Genomic DNA, 21,084 nt, shown 5'->3' with positions numbered 1-21,084 from the left:
AAAGGATTTAATGAAAGTTAGCTATATTGCGCTTAACGAAAAAGTAAAGGATATGACATGCTTAATGTTGCGCAAGTAGTGGCTCAAAACGATTGGCAAAACCCGGTTGTATTTCAGAGGAATCGCATCAATGCCCACAGTCCACATCACGGATATAAAACGCTAAAAGACGCATTGCAAAATACCAATGCGCAAAAGCGTAGTTTAAACGGTCAGTGGGATTTCCGTTTATTTGAAGCACCAGCAAACGTACCTGAAAGCCTGCTTTCTAAAACATTAAGCGATGATGAATCTGCTAATTGGCAGCCTATTGCGGTACCTTCTAATTGGCAGCTGCAAGGTCACGATAAACCGATTTACTGCAACGTGAAATATCCCTTCGCGGTGAACCCTCCAGTGGTACCCAGCGAGAATCCAACGGGTTGCTACCGAACAACGTTCAACGTTACCAAGGATGAGTTAAAACAGCGCAATCATATCGTCTTTGAAGGGGTAAATAGCGCGTTTCACTTGTGGTGCAACGGCGAGTATGTAGGCTATTCCCAAGACAGCCGACTACCGGCTGAATTCGATTTGTCTGGCTATTTGGTAGAAGGTGAAAACCGACTAGCGGTAATGGTTATCCGATGGTCAGACGGCAGCTACTTAGAAGATCAGGACATGTGGTGGCTTAGCGGTATCTTCCGCGACGTAAATCTAGTCACCAAACCTCAGCATCACATTCAGGACGTGTTTGTTACGCCAAGCCTTGACGCATGCTATCGCGACGCAATAGTAACCGTACGTACCGCCATCAATGCGCCTTCTACTTACAAAGTGGGTATTCAGCTTTTTGATGGCGATAACGCTGTTACCGAGCAAGTTATTACCGGCACTAACAATAAGCGTATTGATGAAAAGGGCGGTTGGGATGATGTAGTTTTTCAAACGCTTCATGTGAATGAACCTAAACACTGGACTGCTGAAACACCGAATCTGTACCGCATCGTAGTCTCACTTATTGATGAGAATGGCAACGCCGTTGATGTTGAGGCCTATAACGTTGGCTTTAGAAACATTGAAATGAAAAACGGCCAGTTACTGATAAATGGTAAAGCTGTGCTAATTCGTGGGGTTAACCGTCACGAACACCATCAAACGAAAGGGCATGCAATCAATGAAGATGACATGCTTGAAGACATTAAGTTGTTAAAGCAAAACAACTTCAATGCTGTGCGTACCGCTCATTATCCAAATCACCCTCGTTGGTATGAGCTTTGTGATGAATACGGGCTTTATGTGGTAGATGAAGCCAACATCGAAACCCACGGTATGTTCCCAATGGGAAGGCTTTCTCGCGACCCGCTATGGGCCGGCGCCTACATGGCGCGCTTCACGCAAATGGTCGAGCGCGACAAAAATCACCCCAGCATCATTATTTGGTCGTTGGGGAATGAGTCTGGTCACGGCCCTACCCACGATGCAATGTATGGCTGGGCAAAGTCATTTGACCCATCGCGCCCTGTACAGTACGAAGGCGGCGGCGCTGATACTTCGGCTACCGACATTATTGCGCCAATGTACGCACGGGTTGATACCGACATTAAAGACGATGCAGTGCCTAAGTGGGCCATTAAAAAATGGTTGTCGATGCCGGGGGAAAACCGCCCCGTTATTCTATGCGAATATGCGCATGCTATGGGTAATAGCTTGGGTAGCTTTGATGAATACTGGAAAGCGTTTAAGGCTTATCCTCGCCTTCAAGGTGGCTTTATTTGGGACTGGGTTGATCAAGGGTTAGTAAAGCACACTAATAGCGGCGAAGCATACTGGGCTTACGGCGGAGACTTCGGCGATACTGAAAACGACAGACAATTCTGTATAAACGGTCTGTTATTTCCAGACAGAACGCCACATCCGCACTTATTAGAAGCTAAATATTGTCAGCAGCACTTAAGCTTTTCGTTGGTTGAGAAAGACAACAAGTTTGAGCTTACAGTAAGCAGCGGTTACTTATTTAGACGCACAGACAACGAGTTATTACGTTGGCAAGTGTTAGAAAATGGACAACTGATTGCTGAGGCGAAGGGCGAATGCGAAATCGACATAGCGCCACAACAAGCACAAACGCTCAGTCTTAGCCCAGATATTACGTTTAAAGCAGGCGCTGACTACCACTTAAATATTGATGTGGTACTAGCGAATGACTGCTCGTGGGCTAAAGCAGGGCATGTTATGGACACCGCCCAGTTAGCGCTAGTCAACAAGCGTGGAATAGTATCGTTTTCTCTTAATGATAACGAAACAACAAGCGGCACTAGTGAGCTATCAATTGAAGCTCAGGATGGGATGTTGCTGGTACATGCGCAAAATAACGTATTTAGCTTTAATAGTGAGAGAGGGCTATTAACCTCGTGGCTTCAAGGCGCGGAGGAAACACTTGCCGCGCCGCTAGAAGATAACTTCTTCAGAGCGCCGCTAGATAACGACATTGGGGTAAGCGAAGTTGATAATCCAGACCCAAATGCGTGGGAGTCTCGCTGGCGTCGTGCTGGTATTGGCAAGTGGACACGCACTTGCACGGGCGTAAACGTAGAGCAGGGCGCGCAAGACGTGCGTATAACATCGTTATTTGATTATCACCATTCAGAAAAGCTGGTAGCTGCAACAAAGTGGGTTTACACCATAAATGCACAGGCTAAGCTATCGGTAGACGTTGAAGTGCTCTTGGATGACGGTTTACCACCTATGCCGCGAATTGGTATACAAACGGCAGTGCCTGTAGCCGATAAGCCAACGTCGATTACCTGGCAAGGACTAGGGCCATTTGAGAACTATCCTGACAGAAAAGCGGCAGCGCGTTATGGTCGCTACACCTTACCTATAGAAGAGATGCAAACGTGCTACATATTCCCAACGGACAACGGCTTGCGCTGTGGCTGTACGCAACTTGAAGTTAGCGGCCTGAAAGCAAGAGGACAGTTCTATTTTAACGTGAGCGAATATGGGCAAGCACAGCTAGACGAGGCAAAACACACCTGTGATTTAACACCTCAAGATTGTGTGTTTGTGTACATAGATCATGCCCACATGGGCGTAGGCGGCGATGATTCATGGAGCCCAAGTACACATAAAGCATTCTTGTTGGAAGAGAAGCAATACCGCTACTCAGTTTGCTTTAGCGCTGCTGACAGCTAATCCTCAGTGTGAAGCCGAGCATTTAGCACTCGATATCTCAAATGACAATTCGCGGCATAGCATAGCTATGCCGTCATTGGGATAAAGTGTTTACATATAAAAAAGCCGCTACACAGTAGCGGCTTTTCATTAATTCAAAACTCGTTCAGGCAACGTCTTAGCCGTCAACCTGACCGCAGAAACGGTAACCTTCACCGTGAATGGTTACAATCAATTCTTCATCTGAAGGATCTGATTCGAAGTGCTTACGAATACGACGAATCGTTACGTCAACCGTACGGTCATTCGGACGAAGTTCACGCCCCGTCATTTCCATAATTAGCTGCTCACGGGTAAGGATCTTACCTGGATTGCTTAGGAAAAGGTGAAGAGCGCGGAATTCACTGCGTGGTAGACGGAATTCTTTTCCGCTAGGCGAAATCAATGAACGGCTATCACCGTCAAGCGTCCAACCGTTGAAGCTTACACGGCTTGGTAAATCGTCGTCTTCTGAAGAGTTTGTAGTACGAGACAGTAAGTTGCGCGCGCGAATAGTCAATTCACGAGGGTTGAATGGCTTAGTCAGATAATCGTCTGCGCCAATTTCAAGACCTAGAATACGGTCAACGTCGTTATCACGACCCGTTAGGAAGATAAGCCCAACGTTTTTACGGTCACGTACTTCACGTGCCAAGATAAGGCCATTTTTACCCGGTAGGTTAATGTCCATGATAACCAAATTGATAGCGTGATTCTCGAAGAAATCATGCATTTGATCACCGTTCTCGGCCTCAAACACATTATACCCTTCCGCTTCAAATAAACTCTTAAGCGTGGTACGGGTTACCACCTCATCTTCAACAATTAACACATTTGGCGTCTGCATGGTGTTCTACACTCTTTCTAAAATACGATTTAAGCAACTAACTGGTTAAATTTTAATATTCATGTACTTGATTGCAAGCAACTTGTGAATATTCTTACTGTTAAGGTATTGGGGTTAGCCAATAAAAATCAAGAAAAGTTCATACTTTATACAACTATTCTGACGTTTTCGCATTAACAACGGGGAAGATAATTACAAATTCTACGCCGTTGCCTTCCTCACTGGTGATCGATATTGAACCATTAAGGGCTTGCGTTACTAAGTTGTATACCAAGTGCATTCCCAATCCGGAACCACCTTGCCCACGCTTCGTGGTGACAAAGGGATCAAATATCCGTTTGCGAATCTCTGGGGAAATGCCTTTTCCGTTGTCGGTATAAACAAGCTTGAGCTTATTGTTACTCACCAATTCGGCACGTATATCAATTGTGCCTTCATCCATGGTTTCAAACCCATGAATAACCGAATTCATGATTAAATTAATCAAGATTTGATTTATTGGGCCAGCCTTCGTTTCAACGCTAAGGGTAGGGTCGCATTCTACGTTGATGTTGTGTTTTAATTTTTTGAGTCGAGGCTGCAATGACAGTAGTATCTCATTAACTAGCTGCACAACGCAAAAACTTCGACTAGATTCTGAGGTTTGATCGACAGCAACCTGCTTAAAACTGCTAATAAGCTCGGCAGCTCTGTTCAAATTTCGGTAAATAATATTCAGGTTTTCATTACTCTCATCCAAAAAGCGCTTCATTGCACTGGCTTTGAGCGTTTTATTTTCGAAGTCTTTTTGGATAACCGCTAATCTGTCTAACATCATTGTCGACGCAGTAACACCTAAACCTATCGGAGTATTTACCTCGTGCGCAACGCCCGCAACCATATCTCCGAGCGAGGCCATCTTTTCATTCTGTACAATTTGACGCTGGAACTGATGTAGCTTTTCTAACGTTTGAATAAGTTCCTGGTTTGCATCCTTAAGGGCGGTGGTTCGGTGACTTACCATATCTTCTAGGCTGGCATTGAGCTTTCTATGTTGCTCCTCCGCCTGTCGTTGCTTTTGCATATACTCTTGCATGCGAAATAGCATCACATTCACGGCGTCAGCCAAGATATCGAGTTCTCTAATGGTGGAGCCGCTGGCACGGGCTGAATAATCACGTTGTCGTGAAGTACGCTGCAAGAAGTTAGCAATGTCTTCAACGGGGCCAGTTACAATACGCTGCATACGCACTGCAAAGTAAAAGCTAATAGCCAATAGCGCCAAGGCTACTGCTAAATTAAGCCAAATCGACTTTCCAACAAGCTGGTTAAAATTCTCTGAGGAAATTCGTAAATATATCCAGCCCAACTGAATGTTCGTCTCTGTGTCGAAGACTTTTGCACTTAATTCAAGGTATTGCCCATTGTCGGCCAATTGAGGTGTCATAAACATGGACGCCAGTTGATTTTCCTTGCCTCCTAACAATAACTGGCCTTCCTTGTTATAAGAGGCGAAAATCTGGGGCTCTACGTTACCGCTTTGTGCTTTGTAAACGTGGGCATTTAATACATGGTCGGCGGCAGCAAGGTTACTTAGGGCAAGTTCAATGCGCTCTGGCGTTTCGTCATAAAGATACATAGCTGAACTGCTTGCGACCAACTTGGCTAACATGAGTGCGTTAGACTCAAGTTCATGACGGTAGGTTTTAATTTGCGTGTAGACGGCAAGACTGGATAACACTGCAAGCGAAAAGGTAGCAATTGACATTACCACCCAAATGAAAAGGCTTTTTATAGTAAGCTTGACTACTTTATCCGTCATATCCGTTTTGCGTATTGTCCATCCACGTCTTACATACATCAATAGTGGCGCAAAAATGCGCAAAAAGGAAGATGCCTATAAACAATAATTAATGTAAGCAGCGCCCGCTAGTTGAGGGTTGAAAGGTAAAGTTGCTGGTAATTTTTTGCAGCCGCTTCCCAAGTGAATCGCGTTCGCATACCCCGTTGCTGCATTGCTCTGAACTTGCCAGCGTCTTCGTAGAACGCTAGCAGTGCTCGGCGAATACACGATAGCAAGGCGTGCGGCGTAGGGTCGTCAAACACAAAACCCGTCCCATCGCTATCATTACTGTAATCGATAACCGTGTCTTTGAGTCCGCCCACCGAACGCACGATAGGGATGGTTCCATAAGCTAAGCTGTACATCTGGTTCAATCCGCACGGCTCAAACTGAGAAGGCATTAGAAAAAAATCAGCGCCGGCTTCTACAAGGTGGGCATGTTCGGAACTAAAGCCGTTTATAAACGCGAATTGGTCAGGATGCTGTTGAGCAAATTCGCCAAGATCCATACAGACTTTAGGATCGCCCGTTCCCACAATTACCATTTGAACATTGTGCTTAATCAGGTCGTCCAAGATGGGCAGTATGTAGCCAAAGCCTTTTTGTTCTGTAAGGCGGCATACCATTCCAATAAGAGGAACATTGCCATTCTCAGGTAATCCTGACTTTTCTTGTAATGCTCGCTTACATGATGTTTTCGGGTGAAGATTATCTACACTGTAGTTCTCAGGTAGGAATGTATCTGTCTCTGGGTTCCACTGGGTGTAGTCGCATCCGTTCAGAATGCCACTTAAATCGGCTTGACGGCTTACCAGGCGTTCATGAAGGCCATGACTACCCAAGTCAGTGAGTAGCTCTCTTGCATAGTTTGGGCTTACCGTTGTCACCTTCGTGGCAAATTCAATGCCGCTTTGCAGCATGTTTATGTAACCGCCGTGAACTTGCGCCAGAATATTAGGGTGATGGCGAAGAAACGGGATAGTTTCCAGCCTATGAACGCCTTGGAAAGCGGCATTGTGGATAGTGAATACCGTTTTCGTGCTGTCGAAATACCCTGATTTGTCATGGGTAAGTAAAAACGGAAGCATGGCTGCATGCCAGTCGTGACAGTGAATAATGTCAGGCTTTTTATCGATAGCTTTTAGCGTTTGAAGTACGGCGCCACTGAAAAAGCTAAAGCGCTCACCATTGTCTTCATAGGCTTCAAATGCGTTGGCGTATAGCCCTTCACGCATAAAGTATTCGGGCGAGTCTACAAAGTAAATAGGAATACCGTGCCATTGCATGTAGCGAATATCAAAATGGTACACCTGACCTTCAGTAAACAGGGTTTGTTGCTCGGTTACAGTTGGTAGGTTCAACTGTTCAGCCAGTACTTGGTAATAAGGCATAACAATGGTGATGCTTTCGCCCAAGGTATCAAGCGCGAGTGGGAGTGCTTTTCCAACGTCTGCAAGGCCGCCGGTTTTTACCAATTCTTCAACTTCTGAAATAGCAAATACAATATTCACAGGTGATCCCCCAGAGCGTAACGTGCAGTGCACTTGTAATGCTTAAATATAGTGTACGGAAAAAGCGCCGTATGCCATTGCGTGGAGTACGCAATGGCATGAGCAACAGGTAGAAAAGCTAAATTAGCACAAGCTAATGGTTTTTTTAATTACAAAGCCGCTTGATAAACAGAAAATTGCGACGTTTGTGCTGTGGTATAGACCGTTTGGAAGTGCTCAGCGAGTAAACCTGGGTAGGGTAAGAATCGGTTTGCCACCATCTGCATAGTGCCGCCACGACTTAAGCTTGCTTTAGCGTCAGAAATAAAGCGCTTAGTGATGGTGTAGTCAGTTTTAATGCCAGTATGAAATGGCGGGTTGGTGACAATGTGCTGTACTTTTTGAGTAAAACCGTGCAATCCATCCGCAGCATAGAGTGTTGCTGATAACCCATTGTCAGCTAGGGTGAGTGCACTACAGTAAACCGCAAGTGCGCTAACATCAGTAAGATGAAGCTTCAAATGCGGATACTTAAGCATTATATAACTGGCAATCACGCCAGCGCCGCATGCGAAATCCAGAATTTCACCGCTCAGTGATGTTGAGAGTTTTTCTAGTAAAAGCTCAGTTCCCGCATCCAGTTCTTTGTAGCTGAATACGCCAGGCATAGAGGCCACTTGCCAAGCTGTGCCCTCAACGTGATAAGTATTCATATCGAGCCATGCATCCGGTTCAAAGGCAAGATGTGGCTCTTCAACAAAAACGGTAATAAGACTGCAGTGGCGAGCAGAATCAACCTTTTGGGTTGGGCCGTATTGGTCCATCAACTTAGCAGCACTCTTTATACCGCCCTTATTTTCACCCACCACGTGAATACGACCATTTTGGCCCACCATACTCGCGGCCATTCGCAATAGCATCTGAAAATGGGTTTTTGCTTTGGGTAAGAAAATCATCACGTCAGTGTGAGATTTCTCTAGTGCAACGAAAGGCGTAAATATATGAGTATGATTTCCGACTTTTTGCGTCACCTCAAAACCTGTGCGCGTAATATCTCGGCTATCAAACGATACCGAGGGTACGACTCTTACGCACTCTGAAAAAATATCGAAATACTGGTGAATTACCGTGACTTCTTGCGATTTAAGACCGTCCAGAAAATACGCATCAGAAGGGTTGATAAATGCCCACTGACCTTCGTCGAAAAGCGCGATATTACGTTCTAACAGTTGGCTTTGAGGAGATAAAATCATTACTTAGTACGCTCGAAAATTAGATCCCAAACGCCATGACCTAATTTTTGGCCACGGGTTTCAAACTTGGTAATTGGGCGGTAGTCTGGACGAGGTACATAGTCGCCGTCAGTTGCAGTATTGGTGTAACCGTCGGCATTGATCATAACGTCTAACATGTGCTCAGCATATTGCTCCCAATCCGTCGCCATATGAAAACAACCGCCAATAGCTAACTTGGTGCGAACCAGCTCAACAAATTCAGGCTGAACAATACGGCGTTTGTGGTGACGCTTCTTATGCCAAGGGTCTGGGAAAAATAGCTGTAGGCGAGACAACGAACCGTCTGGGATCATATTTTTAAGGACTTCTACCGCATCATGGTCCATTACACGCAGGTTTTCGACGCCTTGTTCGCTTGCTTCAGCTAAACATGCGCCAACGCCAGGACGGTGAACTTCAATGCCGATAAAGTCTTTCTCAGGGGCATTCGCGGCCATTTCAACCAGTGACTTGCCCATACCGAAGCCTATTTCTACAACGACAGGTGCGCTTCGGCCAAAAATTTCTGACAGCGATAACGGTGCTTCAGCGTAGTCAATGCCCTTGGTTGGCCAGTGATCTTCTAGCGCTTTTTCTTGTGCTTTAGTAAGTCTACCTTCGCGTTTCACGAAGCTTTTTACCTTGCTTACGTATACTCCAGCGGCTTCTGCTTCCGCCTGACTTTTGAATTGCCTCATTTGCAATGCCTTTCTTACCCAATTTTATGGTGGCGCATTATCCACTTACCCACGGCTTATGCAACGCTATCGTGGCAAAAATGCTGTAATTTTATACGCCAATTTGTTTCGCAATAATAGACGCTACGGCGTCAGTTTTCTCAAGTACTATCATATGCCCGGCGTCACTAATGGTGTGGAACGTCGCTTTGGGTAGTACATTTTTTAGCTGCTTAATTGTTTCTGCTGGTGCAATGGCGTCTTGCTGGGCAGTAATAAACGTTACTGACGCGTTGATCTTTGCGAGCGCTTTAACGGTACTTTCTCGTGGTGTGGTTGCTAGCGTGTGGTTGAGTAACGTTGTTTTACCTAAATCCTGCGCCATCGATTTTACCACACCAGCCACGTTTTCATCCGCTAAGCGGGAAGGGTGGATAAATCGCGAAAGATAAGCATCGTTGTCGGGCTTGAAGTTTCCTTGCTTAAGCATGGTGGTCAGCTGCTTACGCTTGGCTATTTCTTCTTTTGAAAGCCCTTCTGGGTTATAGCCAATCAATGTTATGGAAGCTACATTTACAGGGTTGCGCTGCGCCACCAGCGCGGCAATAAATCCGCCCATGGAATAACCCACAAGGTGCACTTTTTCGTTTTCGAGAATACGATCTTCGCTTAATGCTAACATTTCTTCTTGTGAAGCTGCCCACTGAAGTGGCACATAGCGACGTTGCGCAATACTGAGTGTGCGCCAAAGAGGCAGAAATATTCGCTCGTCACAGAGCGTACCGGGAAAAAATAAAACAGGGTGCTGCACAGACACGTGTGCTCCTTAACAATAAACTGGCTAGTTACATGCTACCATAGCGCGCTTTTTAATGAATGGTCGCTAGGTAGAAAGCGACCAAGCGGTAGTAATTGCCCATACAGACGATTATGACAGAACAACAATATACAGGTAGCTTTGCAGAGCGAGTGCTCGCATGGTTTGATAAACACGGGCGAAAGCATTTGCCTTGGCAACAAGACGTTACGCCATACAAAGTGTGGGTGTCTGAAATAATGCTTCAGCAAACCCAAGTCACTACGGTAATTCCCTATTTCAAACGCTTTATGGCGTCTTTTCCTACCGTGCACGACTTGGCTAAGGCATCTCAAGACGACGTGCTTCATCATTGGACTGGGCTTGGCTACTACGCAAGAGCAAGAAATCTTCACAAAGCTGCGAATACGCTGGTAGAAAAATACAACGGCGAGTTTCCCTATAGTCTAGAAGAAGTCATGGATTTGCCCGGCATAGGGCGCTCTACCGCTGGGGCGATACTTTCGCTATCTCGCAATATGCGCTTTCCTATATTAGATGGCAACGTGAAGCGTGTGTTGGCCCGATACTATGCAATAGGCGGGTGGCCGGGACAGAAAAAGGTAGAGAATCAGCTTTGGGAAGTGGCCGAGAAAAACACGCCCACTAATTCAGAAGGCGGACGTTGTGCCAACTATACGCAGGTGATGATGGACTTGGGCGCGATGATCTGTACGCGAAGCAAGCCAAAGTGTGATGAGTGCCCGCTTCAAGCCGACTGTATAGCCTACGCCCAAGGCACGCAAACCGACTACCCGGGTAAAAAACCAAAAAAGACGCTGCCCGAGAAATCCACCTTTATGATGGTGGCACAGTTCAATAGCCAAGTATATCTAGAGCAGCGCCCTTCAACAGGGCTGTGGGGTGGCCTATATGGTTTTATTGAGGTGTCTTCAATAGAAGAGGGGATAGAGCAGTTGGCCAAGCGAGGTATCAGTGTCGACGAAACCCGAACGCTTGAAGGGTTCCGTCATACCTTTAGCCATTTTCATTTAGATATCACCCCGGTGGTGGCCGTGGTAAACTCTGCTCCAACAAAGCGCGTAGCCGAAATGGCATTTCGTTGGTTTTCGTTGAACGAGCCTATTGAAGTTGGTTTAGCGGCACCTACAACCAAGATTATTCAGCAGTTAATGCGTTAGGCGTTCTAAGCCCAACGTAATATTGATTGCTAAGCAGATAGCGAACGAAAGGAAATAACATGGCAAGAACGGTATTTTGTCGCAAGCTTCAAAAAGAAGCTGACGGCTTAGATTTCCAACTTTACCCGGGTGAGCTGGGTAAGCGTATTTTCGACAACATTTCTAAAGAAGCATGGGCTGAATGGCAAAAAAAGCAAACCATGCTAATTAACGAACATAAGTTGAATATGATGGAGCCGAATGCCCGTAAGTTTTTGGAAGAAAAAATGTCGGCATACTTGTTCGACGACGTAGAGCCTACGATTGAAGGCTACGTTCCGCCTGAAAAATAAGCAAAAAAGCCTTTTTTGAGCAAACAATGCGCAAACAGTAATAAAAGCGCAAAAAAAGCGAGAAAAACGGTTGACTTGTGAAGGCGAAAACCGTTTAATACGCACCCACAGCAGGACAGGCAGTAAACGCCTAGAACGCTAACAAGTTTCAGCCTCGATAGCTCAGTTGGTAGAGCAGCGGATTGAAAAGTGCAAGCACTTCCAATCAGATTTACCAAGAAAGCTTTTAGAGCAATAGTTTTAAAGTTAGTAAGCACTTCGATAAAGCTTGCAAAGTTTTGTAAAGTTTTTTATAAAGCTTACATAGCACAGTTTAAGTGCCTCGATAGCTCAGTTGGTAGAGCAGCGGATTGAAAATCCGCGTGTCCCTGGTTCGATCCCGGGTCGAGGCACCATTTATACGAAAGCCCTGAGCAGAAATGTTCAGGGTTTTTTTTGTTTAATCTTAGAATAGTTCTAATCTTAAAAGCTTTACTGTATGGTCTAAATTGTAAAGGTGTAGCTTTTCATCTTTACAACATGTTTTTGCTTGATGCATTGAATACAAAAGGAAATGTTTTAGATCTATGAAATTGGCTGTAATTAGTGATCTTCATGTCGGAGACTATGCTAGAGCGAAGGACTTCAATCCTAGTGAAGGTGAACATTCGGTCATCGACTGTTTCATGGACTCCTTTAAATCTAAATTTGGTAAATGTGACTACAAATGCGATTATTTATTTGTAGCTGGTGACATAACAAACCGAGCAAATAAAACAGAATTTGACTTAGCTACCGTAAGGATATTAGAGATTGCTGAAACCTTAACTGTTCCGGAAAGTAACATTTTTATTGTTCCTGGTAATCACGACTCAAACTGGAGTTTAGGAGCGGCCGATGCAGAAAATGGAGTAACTAATAAGCAAGATATTCGAGACTCCAGATATAAATATTTTAATTCTAATGAACTGATTAAAAATATGCTGAGCAGAGCAAAATTTGGAAGCTTTCATGAAAGCCCATATTTTGTATTTTGGGAAACAGAAGATATCGCAATTTTGGCTTTTAACTCATCTGCAAATGACAATGATGAGGTAGCTATTCACCATGGCGAAGTGACGTCTCAACTAGTTCAAAGTGTTAGGGTTGAATTAGACCAAGTCGTAGATTTGCACGAAAAGAAACTTAAGGTAGTACTTTTTCATCATCATCCATTGAACTACGAAGAAAAGACTTACGTTCAAACAGATCATAGCATTATGAGTAATGCTGAGGCGTTACTCGATCTAGCCAGCGAATACTGTTTTGACTTTGTGATACATGGGCATAAACATATTCCAAGATATAACCATTTTGTCAAAAATGGTCTTCACCCACTTAATATACTCTGTTCAGGAAGTTTCGTTGCTCGACTTGATGACCGTTGGTTTGATGATGTTGGAAATTCTTTTCATATAATTGAAATTAATCAGCATTGTTTGACACATCGCATTCCACAGGGACGTATTTGGAGCTGGAGTCATTTTGTTCAACACGGATGGATTGAGAACAATCAGGCTAGAGATTCAATTCCTTTTGAATCTAAATTTGGCAGTGGATACAGTCGAACGGTGTTAGAAACTAAGCTGGAAAAGCTTATTAAACAGGAATTCACGAAGAGCTCTTACGTAAAGTGGTCTGACTTAGAAGAGAGAGATAGCGAACTGAGCTTTTGTTCCTCGCAAATCTTGACATTAATATTGCAACGCTTAAAGAGTAAGATTGGCTTTTCTATCTACTCCGATCCAGAAATAATTTTACTCAAGGATTAAGGCTTAGATATGGACAAGAACGTATTTGAATCTTCTAACGCAAGAGATATGACGACAAAGCAACTTGCTTCTGAATTCATATGGACTAATACATTTGAGCGACTTTTCTCTAAAAGAAATCATATTATTCTGGGAGCCAGAGGTACTGGAAAAACTGCTTTTGCCAAAATGCTAGCGTTCGATGGGTTATCTCAATACACGGATGAAAGAGCCAAGAAAATAATTCGTAATAAGCAGTTTATTGCTACTTTTGTCCCTTTCAAACCTGAATTCTTAGCAAAGCTTAAAACTATCCAAATTGATAGTCAGTTAGAAGATTTTTTCTTTATTTGGGGAGTCAATTTATCTAGTAGTAGTCGTTTTTTAAATGTTGCAAAGCATTGTGTTCGTGCTTACTCCAAAAATTCAATTGAAAGCGCACAGCATGAAAAAAATATTTCAATAAGCCTAGGGCAACATTGGCTGGGCGAAAAGCATACTACTTTTAATAGTATAGATAAATCATTATCGTTGTTGGAATTTGACAAAAACTATAGCTTCAATAAAGCTGCTTTAGGTTTTAATTTAACACACGACGATTTTAAGGTAGGTGAAAAATTTCATACTGATTTATTTTCCCCTTTAAAATTGGGCATTGATACTCTGAAACGTGAGCTAGATATTTCAGACGAAACTACGTGGGCAATATGTTTAGATGAAGCCGAGGTATTAAACGAGAATCAATGGAAAATCGTTAATACCCAGTTACGGACTTATACCGAAGTGGTTTTCAAAATAACGACAATGCCTTATAAGCATAAGACCTTGAAAACTAATCTTGATGAAAATTTGAACCCAAAGCATGATTTTGATTATTTGTATTTAGATCGTTTGGGGACAATTGATAAGGCTCAAAAGGATGCTGATAGAATAATTTTGGATTTTGCTGAAAAATTATTTTTAAAAAAAGTCAGTGGCTCTAATTTATATAATTCAGGTATTACGTTGAAAATGTTATTAGGTAATTCTGACCTTACTGATAACTCAGCAACAATTGTCCCGAACGATAAATTAATGACGTTAATAGAACGCTATTGCAATGAAGCTACCGTAACTAGAGCTAAAAGGCTTTACGGTAGAAATCCGAAAGGGAAAAGTTTCAGTGATGAAATTGAGCGAAAGCTCAGACCATTTTTAATAATTAAAGATTATATTGAATCAACTACAGGTCAAGGATACGCAGCTCCAAAAATATTTTCTGGATACGATGTGGCAGTGAAATGTTGTGATGGGAATCCTAGAAAGCTAATCAATCTATTTAACAGGTTCATTACTTCATTAAATCCTGGAATAGGTTTTAGTCCGATTGAAAAAGGAAAACAAGGGCGGATCATCAAAAGTTTCTCTATTTCCGAAATTGACTCAATTCGAGCAGAAGAGAATGGACTAAAGGCCGCGAATTTTCTAACTCAAGTCGGCAACTATTTTAAAGGCGCGCTTCACAACGAAAAAATAGGAACTGAGATTAACTTGTCTTTTGATTTTGACCTTGATGATAAAAGTATGTGGGAATCCGTAAGAATTGCTGTTGATCTAGGTTTGTTAGTTCCACACATAACGACAGCCGACGGTGATGATAATATGCCTGTAATGTCGGGACGGTTTCACTTTTCTGGAAGCATTTGCCCTCAATTCTTCCTGCCCCCAAGACGCGGGGGCGTATTGAAGCTCAGTACAATATTGAGACGAATATCTAGCAGTTCTATTAGAAATGTAGATAGTTCTGGTTCCAACCAATTGGAAATGTTTAATGAGTAAGTTTGATGTTTTAGATATATCTAGAAAAGACATGCTTAGTAAAGAATATGATCTGGGTATCTTTTGTTGTGGATATGAACCCCGTTGTACGTTTCTTTCGGAAATATTAGATCGAAAAAGGTTAAGGAAATCGATTGTCTTTAGTTACAAGGAGCTTTCTGAACTCCCACATAGAAAGTCTATAGATAGTTTTTTTATCAATTGTTATACAGAAAGTGATATTTTTAATACATCAACTATGGACGTGCGAGGTCAGTTCCAGAAGCTTAATTCTTGGTTTAATGACGATAATATGGAAATCAAAGATGAGTTGAATATATTGATCGATTATTCATCGATGACTAAATCGCTGCTTTCTGTATGTGTATTTTTTTTTATAAGGTTCATTCAGAGAATAAAAAAGATATCGGTTAATATAGATTTTTCTTATTCAATCGGTGAGTATCCAGAGATAAAGCAACATTCTAATTTTTCCCCTCCTTTAGTTCTTCAGGGCTGTGAAGGCGCGCCGCTTACATACACCAAAAAGGCAGGTATATTTCTACTTGGTTTTGACTCTGTCGGGCCTCAGGTTGTTTTTAACACAGTGAATCCGGATGAGAGCTATGGGGTTTTTGCTTCTCCAAGTGCTAAAGAAGGGTATGCAGAAGCTGTACTAGCGTACAATTCTGAGTTTATCGACTCCCAATTAGGAGGTAAAAGGAAGGTTCTGGGTTTACCGTTGACTAACGTTACAATCTGTTTTGATTATTTAAATCAGATAATTTCACCACTTAAAAGCGAATGTAATATTTCGATAGGATTATTTGGTCCGAAGCCTCATATTTTAGCTTCCATATTGACTGCAAATTTCCATAATAATGTTACATGTCTGCATTGTAAGGCTATAGATTCAAAACCTCGATTGGTTCAAGGGATCGGTGAATTAGTTTTGACTCGATTGAGCTTCGCTTAGTAGTTACCTTTTAAATGATACCTTCTGACTTATCGTTTAAACTATGATTGGAAAAGCATCTCGACATGATTACCTCCTTTGGTTTGTCAGCTTTCCCAATGTGTTTACACTTTTATGTTTTGTAGCTACTCGGATACCGATATCGAGAAAACATCTAATTCCAGCCAGTAATGCAAGAAGTTACCTTCCCATATTTGATACGTATCGGTTGCTTGCTCAATAGGAAACACACCGAACAGGTTTTGAAAAACACCTGCATCGAAATCAAAGTCGAGGTCTTTTGCTAGCTCTGCATAGAGGCTGTTTCCTATATGGGTAAAATCGGTGACATAGCAAAAGTGCCATGCGTTGTTGCGTTTCTCCAAGCGAATCTCTACAGGGTGAAAACCACCACTTTCAGCTGAATAGTTAGGATCTCTGAAGTTAATTGTCACGCTTTGCTGTGACATGCGATGCTGCACAAGTAAATCGACCAGTGCTTTTGCAAATCGCTTTGAGACAGGCAAAGCGAGTCCCTCATAATGAATATGCATGATAAAAACTCTTCTAATTGAAATCTATGAATGTGAGCGCTGCCTAGCGCGTCTGTACGATGCTTTCAAGCAGCTAAGCAAAGTAACTGACTAACAGTTAGCGGTGTCTTCTACGTCGCTTTCAGTAGCGTTATTCGTTATGTTTCTGAAACGCTAGTGCGACTTACTTTTATAAAATAGACAGCACTCGATTCTTGGTTCGCTATCGTTGTTCGCGCAATCAAGCGCTAAGGACGATAACTGATGAGTAGAGCAGGGGGCTAACTACGATTTTGCTAACTTTGCGTTGGCTGGAGTTTTCCCCTTGGTTTCAGTCTTTGGCGGCGATATTAAGAACTCATCAAGCTCTCCTTTTTCTACCGCGCTTATCAAGATGTCGATGACCTCGGGGAGCTTTTCTTTATCGCCAACATCTATGGCTGGTTTTCCCTTTTGTAACTCTATCGCTCTTATGCCCACTTTTACTTCAAGGAAATAATGGTTATCGGTGTTGTAGTACCAAGGACGAACAGTAGCCTGCCAACGCTTTTTAATCCGCTCTTCTGTTTCTGGATCTTTGACTGTTTTTTCTTTGTATGCCACGAATGGTGTGCCTTCAAGCATACAAGTGGCGAGCTTTTTTTGCTGTTCGAGTCGGTTGATTAGCTTCATGCGCTTGTTCAATACCGGTGGCTTTTGCTTAATTTCAGGACGAGCGATAACCTTGAGCGAACTCAATACAGATGTAGTCATAATGTTTACCTTTGAATGTTAAGGGCGGATAAAGCCCATTGAGGTGCGTTTCTGCTTACGCAGGTTTTCGTCTGCCAACAGGTTGATGGCAAAGTCACGAATTTGAATTTTGGGTTGAAACTTCTTTCGACGAGCCAATAGAGCGAAATCACCGGGTGTAAGGTTGCGCAGTGAAGATAGCTTTTGTGTCTCAGCTTCCTTGAGCGTTCTAACTTTAGTGAGTTTTTTGTACAACTCTACTACTTGAGTAGATGTAAGGTATTGGCAGTCTAGTTTGAAATCGAACCGACGTAACACGGCTTTATCAAGCTTGTCGGAAAAGTTAGTAGCAGCGAATAAAGGCTGTGTGAAACACTCTATTTGCGTTAAGAACTCATTAACAAGCTGATGTTCGTGATGAGCGGTGAGCGCTTCGCGTGAGCTTAGTAAGCTATCCACTTCATCAAGCAAGATGACTTGCTCTTCATCATGAGCGCGTTGAAATAGTTCAGCCACCTTTTGCTCACTTTCTCCCACCCATTTACTTAAAATATCAGAGCATTTAACACGTAGCAGTTTCCTACCATGTAGCTCTGTCAAATAGTGCGCGAAAGCAGTTTTGCCTGTTCCTGGAGGACCTGAAATTAATGTTCTCGCTGGCTGGTTGTGCTTAAGTGCAAACGCTATTTCGTTGAGATACTCCTTTGACTGCTTAATATTTAAGTAGCTCGTATCGAAAGGTAGCTCACTTTTGTACTCAAGTTTATTTTGCCATTGCTCCGTCGCTCTAAGTGACGCTTCGACAACTTGACCGATTACAGCTTCTGCGCGAGCACGTTTAGCGCTTACAGCGTGAGCGACATGTGTTGCGTTAGCAACAATTGCTGGCGTAATGTTCTCTGTTTGACTAATCATTTTTCGTGCAGATGAAGAAACACTTAAGCCGTGATAGTAAGGCCGCGTTATCTGTTCGATTTCTTCTGGTCTCAACGTAGGAACATCTAATACGAGCTTGAATCGCCTGATAAAGCTTGGCTCAAGATATTGGATATGATTTGTAATCCAAATACAGGGAATTTCGTTTTGCTCAATGAATCGCTGTAGATGTTCTTTACTGTATTGGCTGTCAGCACAATCGAATAAACTCTCGCATTCATCTACCAGCAACATAGCGTCTGTCTTATGCGTCAGCAATGATTGAAGTAACGCTAAATAACGAAGCCTTTCTTTGTTGGGAAAGCGGCTATTGAACTCATCTTCAGAGAAATTGCTAGCAAGTGCAGTAGAGCGAATTTCGTAAAGTGTTCTATCGCAGTATTTGGCAAGTGTCCTCGATAACTCTGTTTTACCTGTTCCTGAAGCTCCATAGAGCAAAATGCTTGCTCCAGACTGTCTAGACTTACTAGCAGCAGTGAGATATTGCGACAAAAGCGCAGTATTCACGTGAGGAAAATCATCTAACGTGAAGCTTGCATCGGGCGAAGGATGCAGCAACGGTGCTATAAGTGTTTCCCTTGAGGTAATTGTTTCACTTAACAACGTTCGAACAAGTGCTTTTGGCATTGCACCATACTCGAAGGACAAAAAGTCTGTATCAGGCAGAAAACCATAATGATTTAGCTGTGCAGTTGCGTGAGAAAATAGTTCGTCACTGATGCCTGAAATGTCTTTGAGGATTTCGTTTAACGAAAGGTGGCTTGTTTGCATGTGCACCTCCGAGGAAAGCGCTCTAATCCACTTGTTAACCTGCGAGAGTAAGGCGAACTGAATCAGTAACTCGGTTTGCTTAGGCAAGTCCATCACGGTTCTGATATAGCGACAATTTGCTAAAAAGGTTTTCGTTACCTGAGGCTGAGTATCAGTAATAGTGAGGCAAGCTTTGTAATTGACGTTTTTGCTTCTACCTATGAAAAACGATTGTGTAGCTACCTTGCTACCACGCAAATTACTGGCAAGACTTTTACTGAGTATATCGGTATCGATTGAAGGCAGATAGTTGAGTAATCGCTTGCCCCATTCACATGCAAGGTAATTAAGCTCACTCGACTTATTGAGTACTTTATAAGACATGCTAGCGCCCCATTATTGATAGGAAAGTAGAGATGCAGCTTCTTGCATCACTTTTTCATTTCGCTTGTCGTACATGATGGTTGTACTGATATCCTCATGTCCTGCCATTTGGCGCACAGTGTTTATATCTACATTTTGTTCAAGTAATCGCGTGATAAACGTTCGTCGAAGGTCATGCGGCGAGACTCCTTCTACGCCAATTGATGCTAGCGACTTTTTAGTGAGTGAATAGATAGAGCACGATGACAACGCGGTGTTGTGTTTAATACTTCCACCTTTTGCGACACGAACAAACAAGTGGCCGTTGCTTTTACTTCGAAGTGCTAGCCATTGATTCAGCGCAAGTTGCGTCCATGCTGGCAGATGAACAGTTCGGCTCTTGTTACCTTTTCCTTTTTTGACGATCAGAGCAGTACCTTCGATAAAGTCTTCTACCAAGAGTGCTACTAGTTCACTTCGTCGTAACCCTGTGCCTAAAAGTGTTGAGATTAACGCGTAGTTTCGAATACCAAGAACAGATGTATCGCGTTGTAACTTTATCAGTAGTTTTCTGACCTGCTCAGTTGAGAGAGGCTTTCCATTATGTTTGCCGTGATTCACTTTGCTAATAGCCCGAAGTTGAATCGACTGCATTTCTGGAACGAGCTCAGACAGTACAGCTATTTTTACGATACTTCTGATTGCTATCATTGCTCTGTTGATAGATCTAGCTGACCATCCCTGAGTAATAAGTTTCGTTTTAATATAGGTCGCTTGTTGAAAGTCGATATGATGATATTTATCTGTTCGCTCTTCATCAGTCCAACCCATCATGTCTGCGATGCTATTTAGTTGTGAAGCAATAGAGCGCTGACTATTAGGCGCAAGTCGACCTAAATACAGCGCGTAGGGGCAAGCTGCATTCATAAGATGCTCCGAAGTTGTAGTTAAAAGTATTGAATTTGAATGGAAGTGCTTAGAAAGCGAAAAAGATAATATCAGGCGATATTAGTGATTTATATGGCTGTTTTGTCCCGGCAAAATAATAATTATTATTTCGCTATATCGGGTATATTCGGCATGAAAGTAGTGGTTTTTTAGTTAAAGTACCTTTGACGAAGCAATACGAGAAGTCTTAAAATCCTTCGAGGTAAAGGCTCAACTAGGTAAATTATGGAACCCTTTTGTAGAACTTTTTTAAAAGGCTCTGCTGTGTATTTGACGGTAGTCTCGAGTTTGTGGGTAAGAGAGCCGAACTGATAAACATTTCCGTGTATTGGTATATCACCTCTAGCATACATTGTTATCGCCACTAAGTTAATTTTCTTACCTCTATTTATACCGAGCATTAATTTTTTGCAAATCGATTTGAACAATATTCTCTCAGAATGTGTTAAGCTTTCTAAACCATTTAAATATTGTTTTTCTCGCCTGTCGATTAGATAGTATTTTTTGTTTATATTGTTTAATAAGTCTTTTTTTGAGATGGAACGTTTTTGTGCGATTTCATTTATTTCTTCAAATGTTTCATTGTTAATTCTTTGCTGTTTGTTTCTCTTACTATATTTTCTGTTTCTAATGTGGCTTTTCCACTTTTTCCAAACGTTTTTATCT

General features: G+C 42.7%; 17 protein-coding genes and 1 tRNA gene. 7 read left to right on the top strand and 11 right to left on the bottom strand.

Going from position 1 to position 21,084, the window contains the following annotated elements; translation table 11 throughout:
• Positions 1-57: 57 nt before the first annotated feature.
• A complete protein-coding gene (locus BIZ39_RS12215; RefSeq protein ID WP_187447098.1) occupies positions 58-3,177 on the top strand; it encodes a beta-galactosidase in 3,120 nt (1,039 codons plus the stop codon).
• A gap of 157 nt (positions 3,178-3,334) precedes the next feature.
• On the opposite strand, the gene arcA is transcribed toward BIZ39_RS12215, so the two are convergent.
• The 6 genes from arcA to BIZ39_RS12185 form a co-directional block, all read right to left on the bottom strand.
• Positions 3,335-4,042, bottom strand: coding sequence for a two-component system response regulator ArcA (gene arcA / locus BIZ39_RS12210; protein ID WP_014947922.1), 708 nt, complete (start codon positions 4,040-4,042; stop codon positions 3,335-3,337).
• A gap of 154 nt (positions 4,043-4,196) precedes the next feature.
• Complete coding sequence (locus tag BIZ39_RS12205) at positions 4,197-5,843, bottom strand: sensor histidine kinase (protein WP_187447097.1); 1,647 nt, start codon at positions 5,841-5,843, stop codon at positions 4,197-4,199.
• A 107-nt stretch (positions 5,844-5,950) separates the two neighbouring features.
• The gene (gene glgA / locus BIZ39_RS12200) at positions 5,951-7,375 is read right to left on the bottom strand and encodes a glycogen synthase GlgA (RefSeq protein ID WP_187447096.1); all 1,425 of its coding nucleotides are present in this window, start codon (positions 7,373-7,375) and stop codon (positions 5,951-5,953) included.
• A gap of 149 nt (positions 7,376-7,524) precedes the next feature.
• Positions 7,525-8,607 (bottom strand): methyltransferase, encoded by a 1,083-nt coding sequence (locus BIZ39_RS12195; RefSeq protein ID WP_187447095.1) that lies wholly within the window; start codon positions 8,605-8,607, stop codon positions 7,525-7,527.
• Positions 8,607-9,326: a tRNA (guanosine(46)-N7)-methyltransferase TrmB gene (gene trmB / locus BIZ39_RS12190; protein WP_014978023.1), complete on the bottom strand. Its 720-nt coding sequence runs from the start codon at positions 9,324-9,326 to the stop codon at positions 8,607-8,609. The genes BIZ39_RS12195 and trmB overlap by 1 nt, the downstream gene beginning before the upstream one ends.
• Positions 9,327-9,417: 91 nt before the next feature.
• On the bottom strand, positions 9,418-10,122 hold the full coding sequence (locus BIZ39_RS12185; protein ID WP_187447094.1) for an alpha/beta fold hydrolase: 705 nt from the start codon (positions 10,120-10,122) through the stop codon (positions 9,418-9,420).
• A gap of 113 nt (positions 10,123-10,235) precedes the next feature.
• Here BIZ39_RS12185 and mutY point away from each other — a divergent pair, with 113 nt between their 5' ends.
• The 6 genes from mutY (at position 10,236) to BIZ39_RS12155 (ending at position 16,177) form a co-directional block, all read left to right on the top strand.
• The gene (mutY, locus tag BIZ39_RS12180; protein ID WP_187447093.1) at positions 10,236-11,303 is read left to right on the top strand and encodes an A/G-specific adenine glycosylase; all 1,068 of its coding nucleotides are present in this window, start codon (positions 10,236-10,238) and stop codon (positions 11,301-11,303) included.
• Between the two features lie 59 nt (positions 11,304-11,362).
• A complete protein-coding gene (locus tag BIZ39_RS12175) occupies positions 11,363-11,635 on the top strand; it encodes an oxidative damage protection protein (RefSeq protein ID WP_014947929.1) in 273 nt (90 codons plus the stop codon).
• A 319-nt stretch (positions 11,636-11,954) separates the two neighbouring features.
• Positions 11,955-12,030 (top strand) — tRNA-Phe (locus tag BIZ39_RS12170).
• A gap of 171 nt (positions 12,031-12,201) precedes the next feature.
• Positions 12,202-13,425 (top strand): metallophosphoesterase family protein, encoded by a 1,224-nt coding sequence (locus BIZ39_RS12165; protein WP_187447092.1) that lies wholly within the window; start codon positions 12,202-12,204, stop codon positions 13,423-13,425.
• A 9-nt stretch (positions 13,426-13,434) separates the two neighbouring features.
• Complete coding sequence (locus BIZ39_RS12160) at positions 13,435-15,222, top strand: hypothetical protein (protein ID WP_187447091.1); 1,788 nt, start codon at positions 13,435-13,437, stop codon at positions 15,220-15,222.
• Positions 15,215-16,177 (top strand): hypothetical protein, encoded by a 963-nt coding sequence (locus BIZ39_RS12155; protein ID WP_187447090.1) that lies wholly within the window; start codon positions 15,215-15,217, stop codon positions 16,175-16,177. Before BIZ39_RS12160 ends, BIZ39_RS12155 begins: the two co-directional genes overlap by 8 nt.
• Before the next feature lie 125 nt (positions 16,178-16,302).
• On the opposite strand, the gene BIZ39_RS12150 is transcribed toward BIZ39_RS12155, so the two are convergent.
• The 5 genes from BIZ39_RS12150 to BIZ39_RS12130 all read right to left on the bottom strand — a co-directional run.
• Entirely contained in the window at positions 16,303-16,710 is a 408-nt protein-coding gene (locus tag BIZ39_RS12150; protein ID WP_187447089.1) for a DUF2787 family protein, read from the bottom strand.
• 264 nt (positions 16,711-16,974) lie between these two features.
• Positions 16,975-17,442 (bottom strand): DUF6641 family protein, encoded by a 468-nt coding sequence (locus tag BIZ39_RS12145; RefSeq protein WP_187447088.1) that lies wholly within the window; start codon positions 17,440-17,442, stop codon positions 16,975-16,977.
• 18 nt (positions 17,443-17,460) lie between these two features.
• A complete protein-coding gene (locus BIZ39_RS12140; protein WP_187447087.1) occupies positions 17,461-19,491 on the bottom strand; it encodes an AAA family ATPase in 2,031 nt (676 codons plus the stop codon).
• Between the two features lie 12 nt (positions 19,492-19,503).
• On the bottom strand, positions 19,504-20,397 hold the full coding sequence (locus tag BIZ39_RS12135) for a tyrosine-type recombinase/integrase (protein ID WP_187447086.1): 894 nt from the start codon (positions 20,395-20,397) through the stop codon (positions 19,504-19,506).
• Positions 20,398-20,567: 170 nt separating this feature from the next.
• The coding region (locus tag BIZ39_RS12130; protein ID WP_187447085.1) for a hypothetical protein at positions 20,568-21,084 on the bottom strand (517 nt) is incomplete at its 5' end.

Origin of the sequence: Alteromonas sp. BZK5 (assembly GCF_014349115.1) — a bacterium.
Classification (GTDB): domain Bacteria; phylum Pseudomonadota; class Gammaproteobacteria; order Enterobacterales; family Alteromonadaceae; genus Alteromonas; species Alteromonas macleodii.
This window is presented reverse-complemented; position numbering and strand designations above follow the sequence as displayed.

Excerpts from the sequence above, each read along its gene's own strand:
- BIZ39_RS12140 (WP_187447087.1), bottom strand. The coding sequence starts at position 19,491 with ATGTCTTATAAAGTACTCAATAAGTCGAGTGAGCTTAATTACCTTGCA.
- BIZ39_RS12205 (WP_187447097.1), bottom strand. The coding sequence starts at position 5,843 with ATGACGGATAAAGTAGTCAAGCTTACTATAAAAAGCCTTTTCATTTGG.
- BIZ39_RS12155 (WP_187447090.1), top strand. The coding sequence starts at position 15,215 with ATGAGTAAGTTTGATGTTTTAGATATATCTAGAAAAGACATGCTTAGT.
- BIZ39_RS12175 (WP_014947929.1), top strand. The coding sequence starts at position 11,363 with ATGGCAAGAACGGTATTTTGTCGCAAGCTTCAAAAAGAAGCTGACGGC.
- BIZ39_RS12145 (WP_187447088.1), bottom strand. The coding sequence starts at position 17,442 with ATGACTACATCTGTATTGAGTTCGCTCAAGGTTATCGCTCGTCCTGAA.
- trmB (WP_014978023.1), bottom strand. The coding sequence starts at position 9,326 with ATGAGGCAATTCAAAAGTCAGGCGGAAGCAGAAGCCGCTGGAGTATAC.
- BIZ39_RS12135 (WP_187447086.1), bottom strand. The coding sequence starts at position 20,397 with ATGAATGCAGCTTGCCCCTACGCGCTGTATTTAGGTCGACTTGCGCCT.
- BIZ39_RS12195 (WP_187447095.1), bottom strand. The coding sequence starts at position 8,607 with ATGATTTTATCTCCTCAAAGCCAACTGTTAGAACGTAATATCGCGCTT.
- mutY (WP_187447093.1), top strand. The coding sequence starts at position 10,236 with ATGACAGAACAACAATATACAGGTAGCTTTGCAGAGCGAGTGCTCGCA.
- BIZ39_RS12215 (WP_187447098.1), top strand. The coding sequence starts at position 58 with ATGCTTAATGTTGCGCAAGTAGTGGCTCAAAACGATTGGCAAAACCCG.
- BIZ39_RS12160 (WP_187447091.1), top strand. The coding sequence starts at position 13,435 with ATGGACAAGAACGTATTTGAATCTTCTAACGCAAGAGATATGACGACA.
- BIZ39_RS12150 (WP_187447089.1), bottom strand. The coding sequence starts at position 16,710 with ATGCATATTCATTATGAGGGACTCGCTTTGCCTGTCTCAAAGCGATTT.
- arcA (WP_014947922.1), bottom strand. The coding sequence starts at position 4,042 with ATGCAGACGCCAAATGTGTTAATTGTTGAAGATGAGGTGGTAACCCGT.
- BIZ39_RS12165 (WP_187447092.1), top strand. The coding sequence starts at position 12,202 with ATGAAATTGGCTGTAATTAGTGATCTTCATGTCGGAGACTATGCTAGA.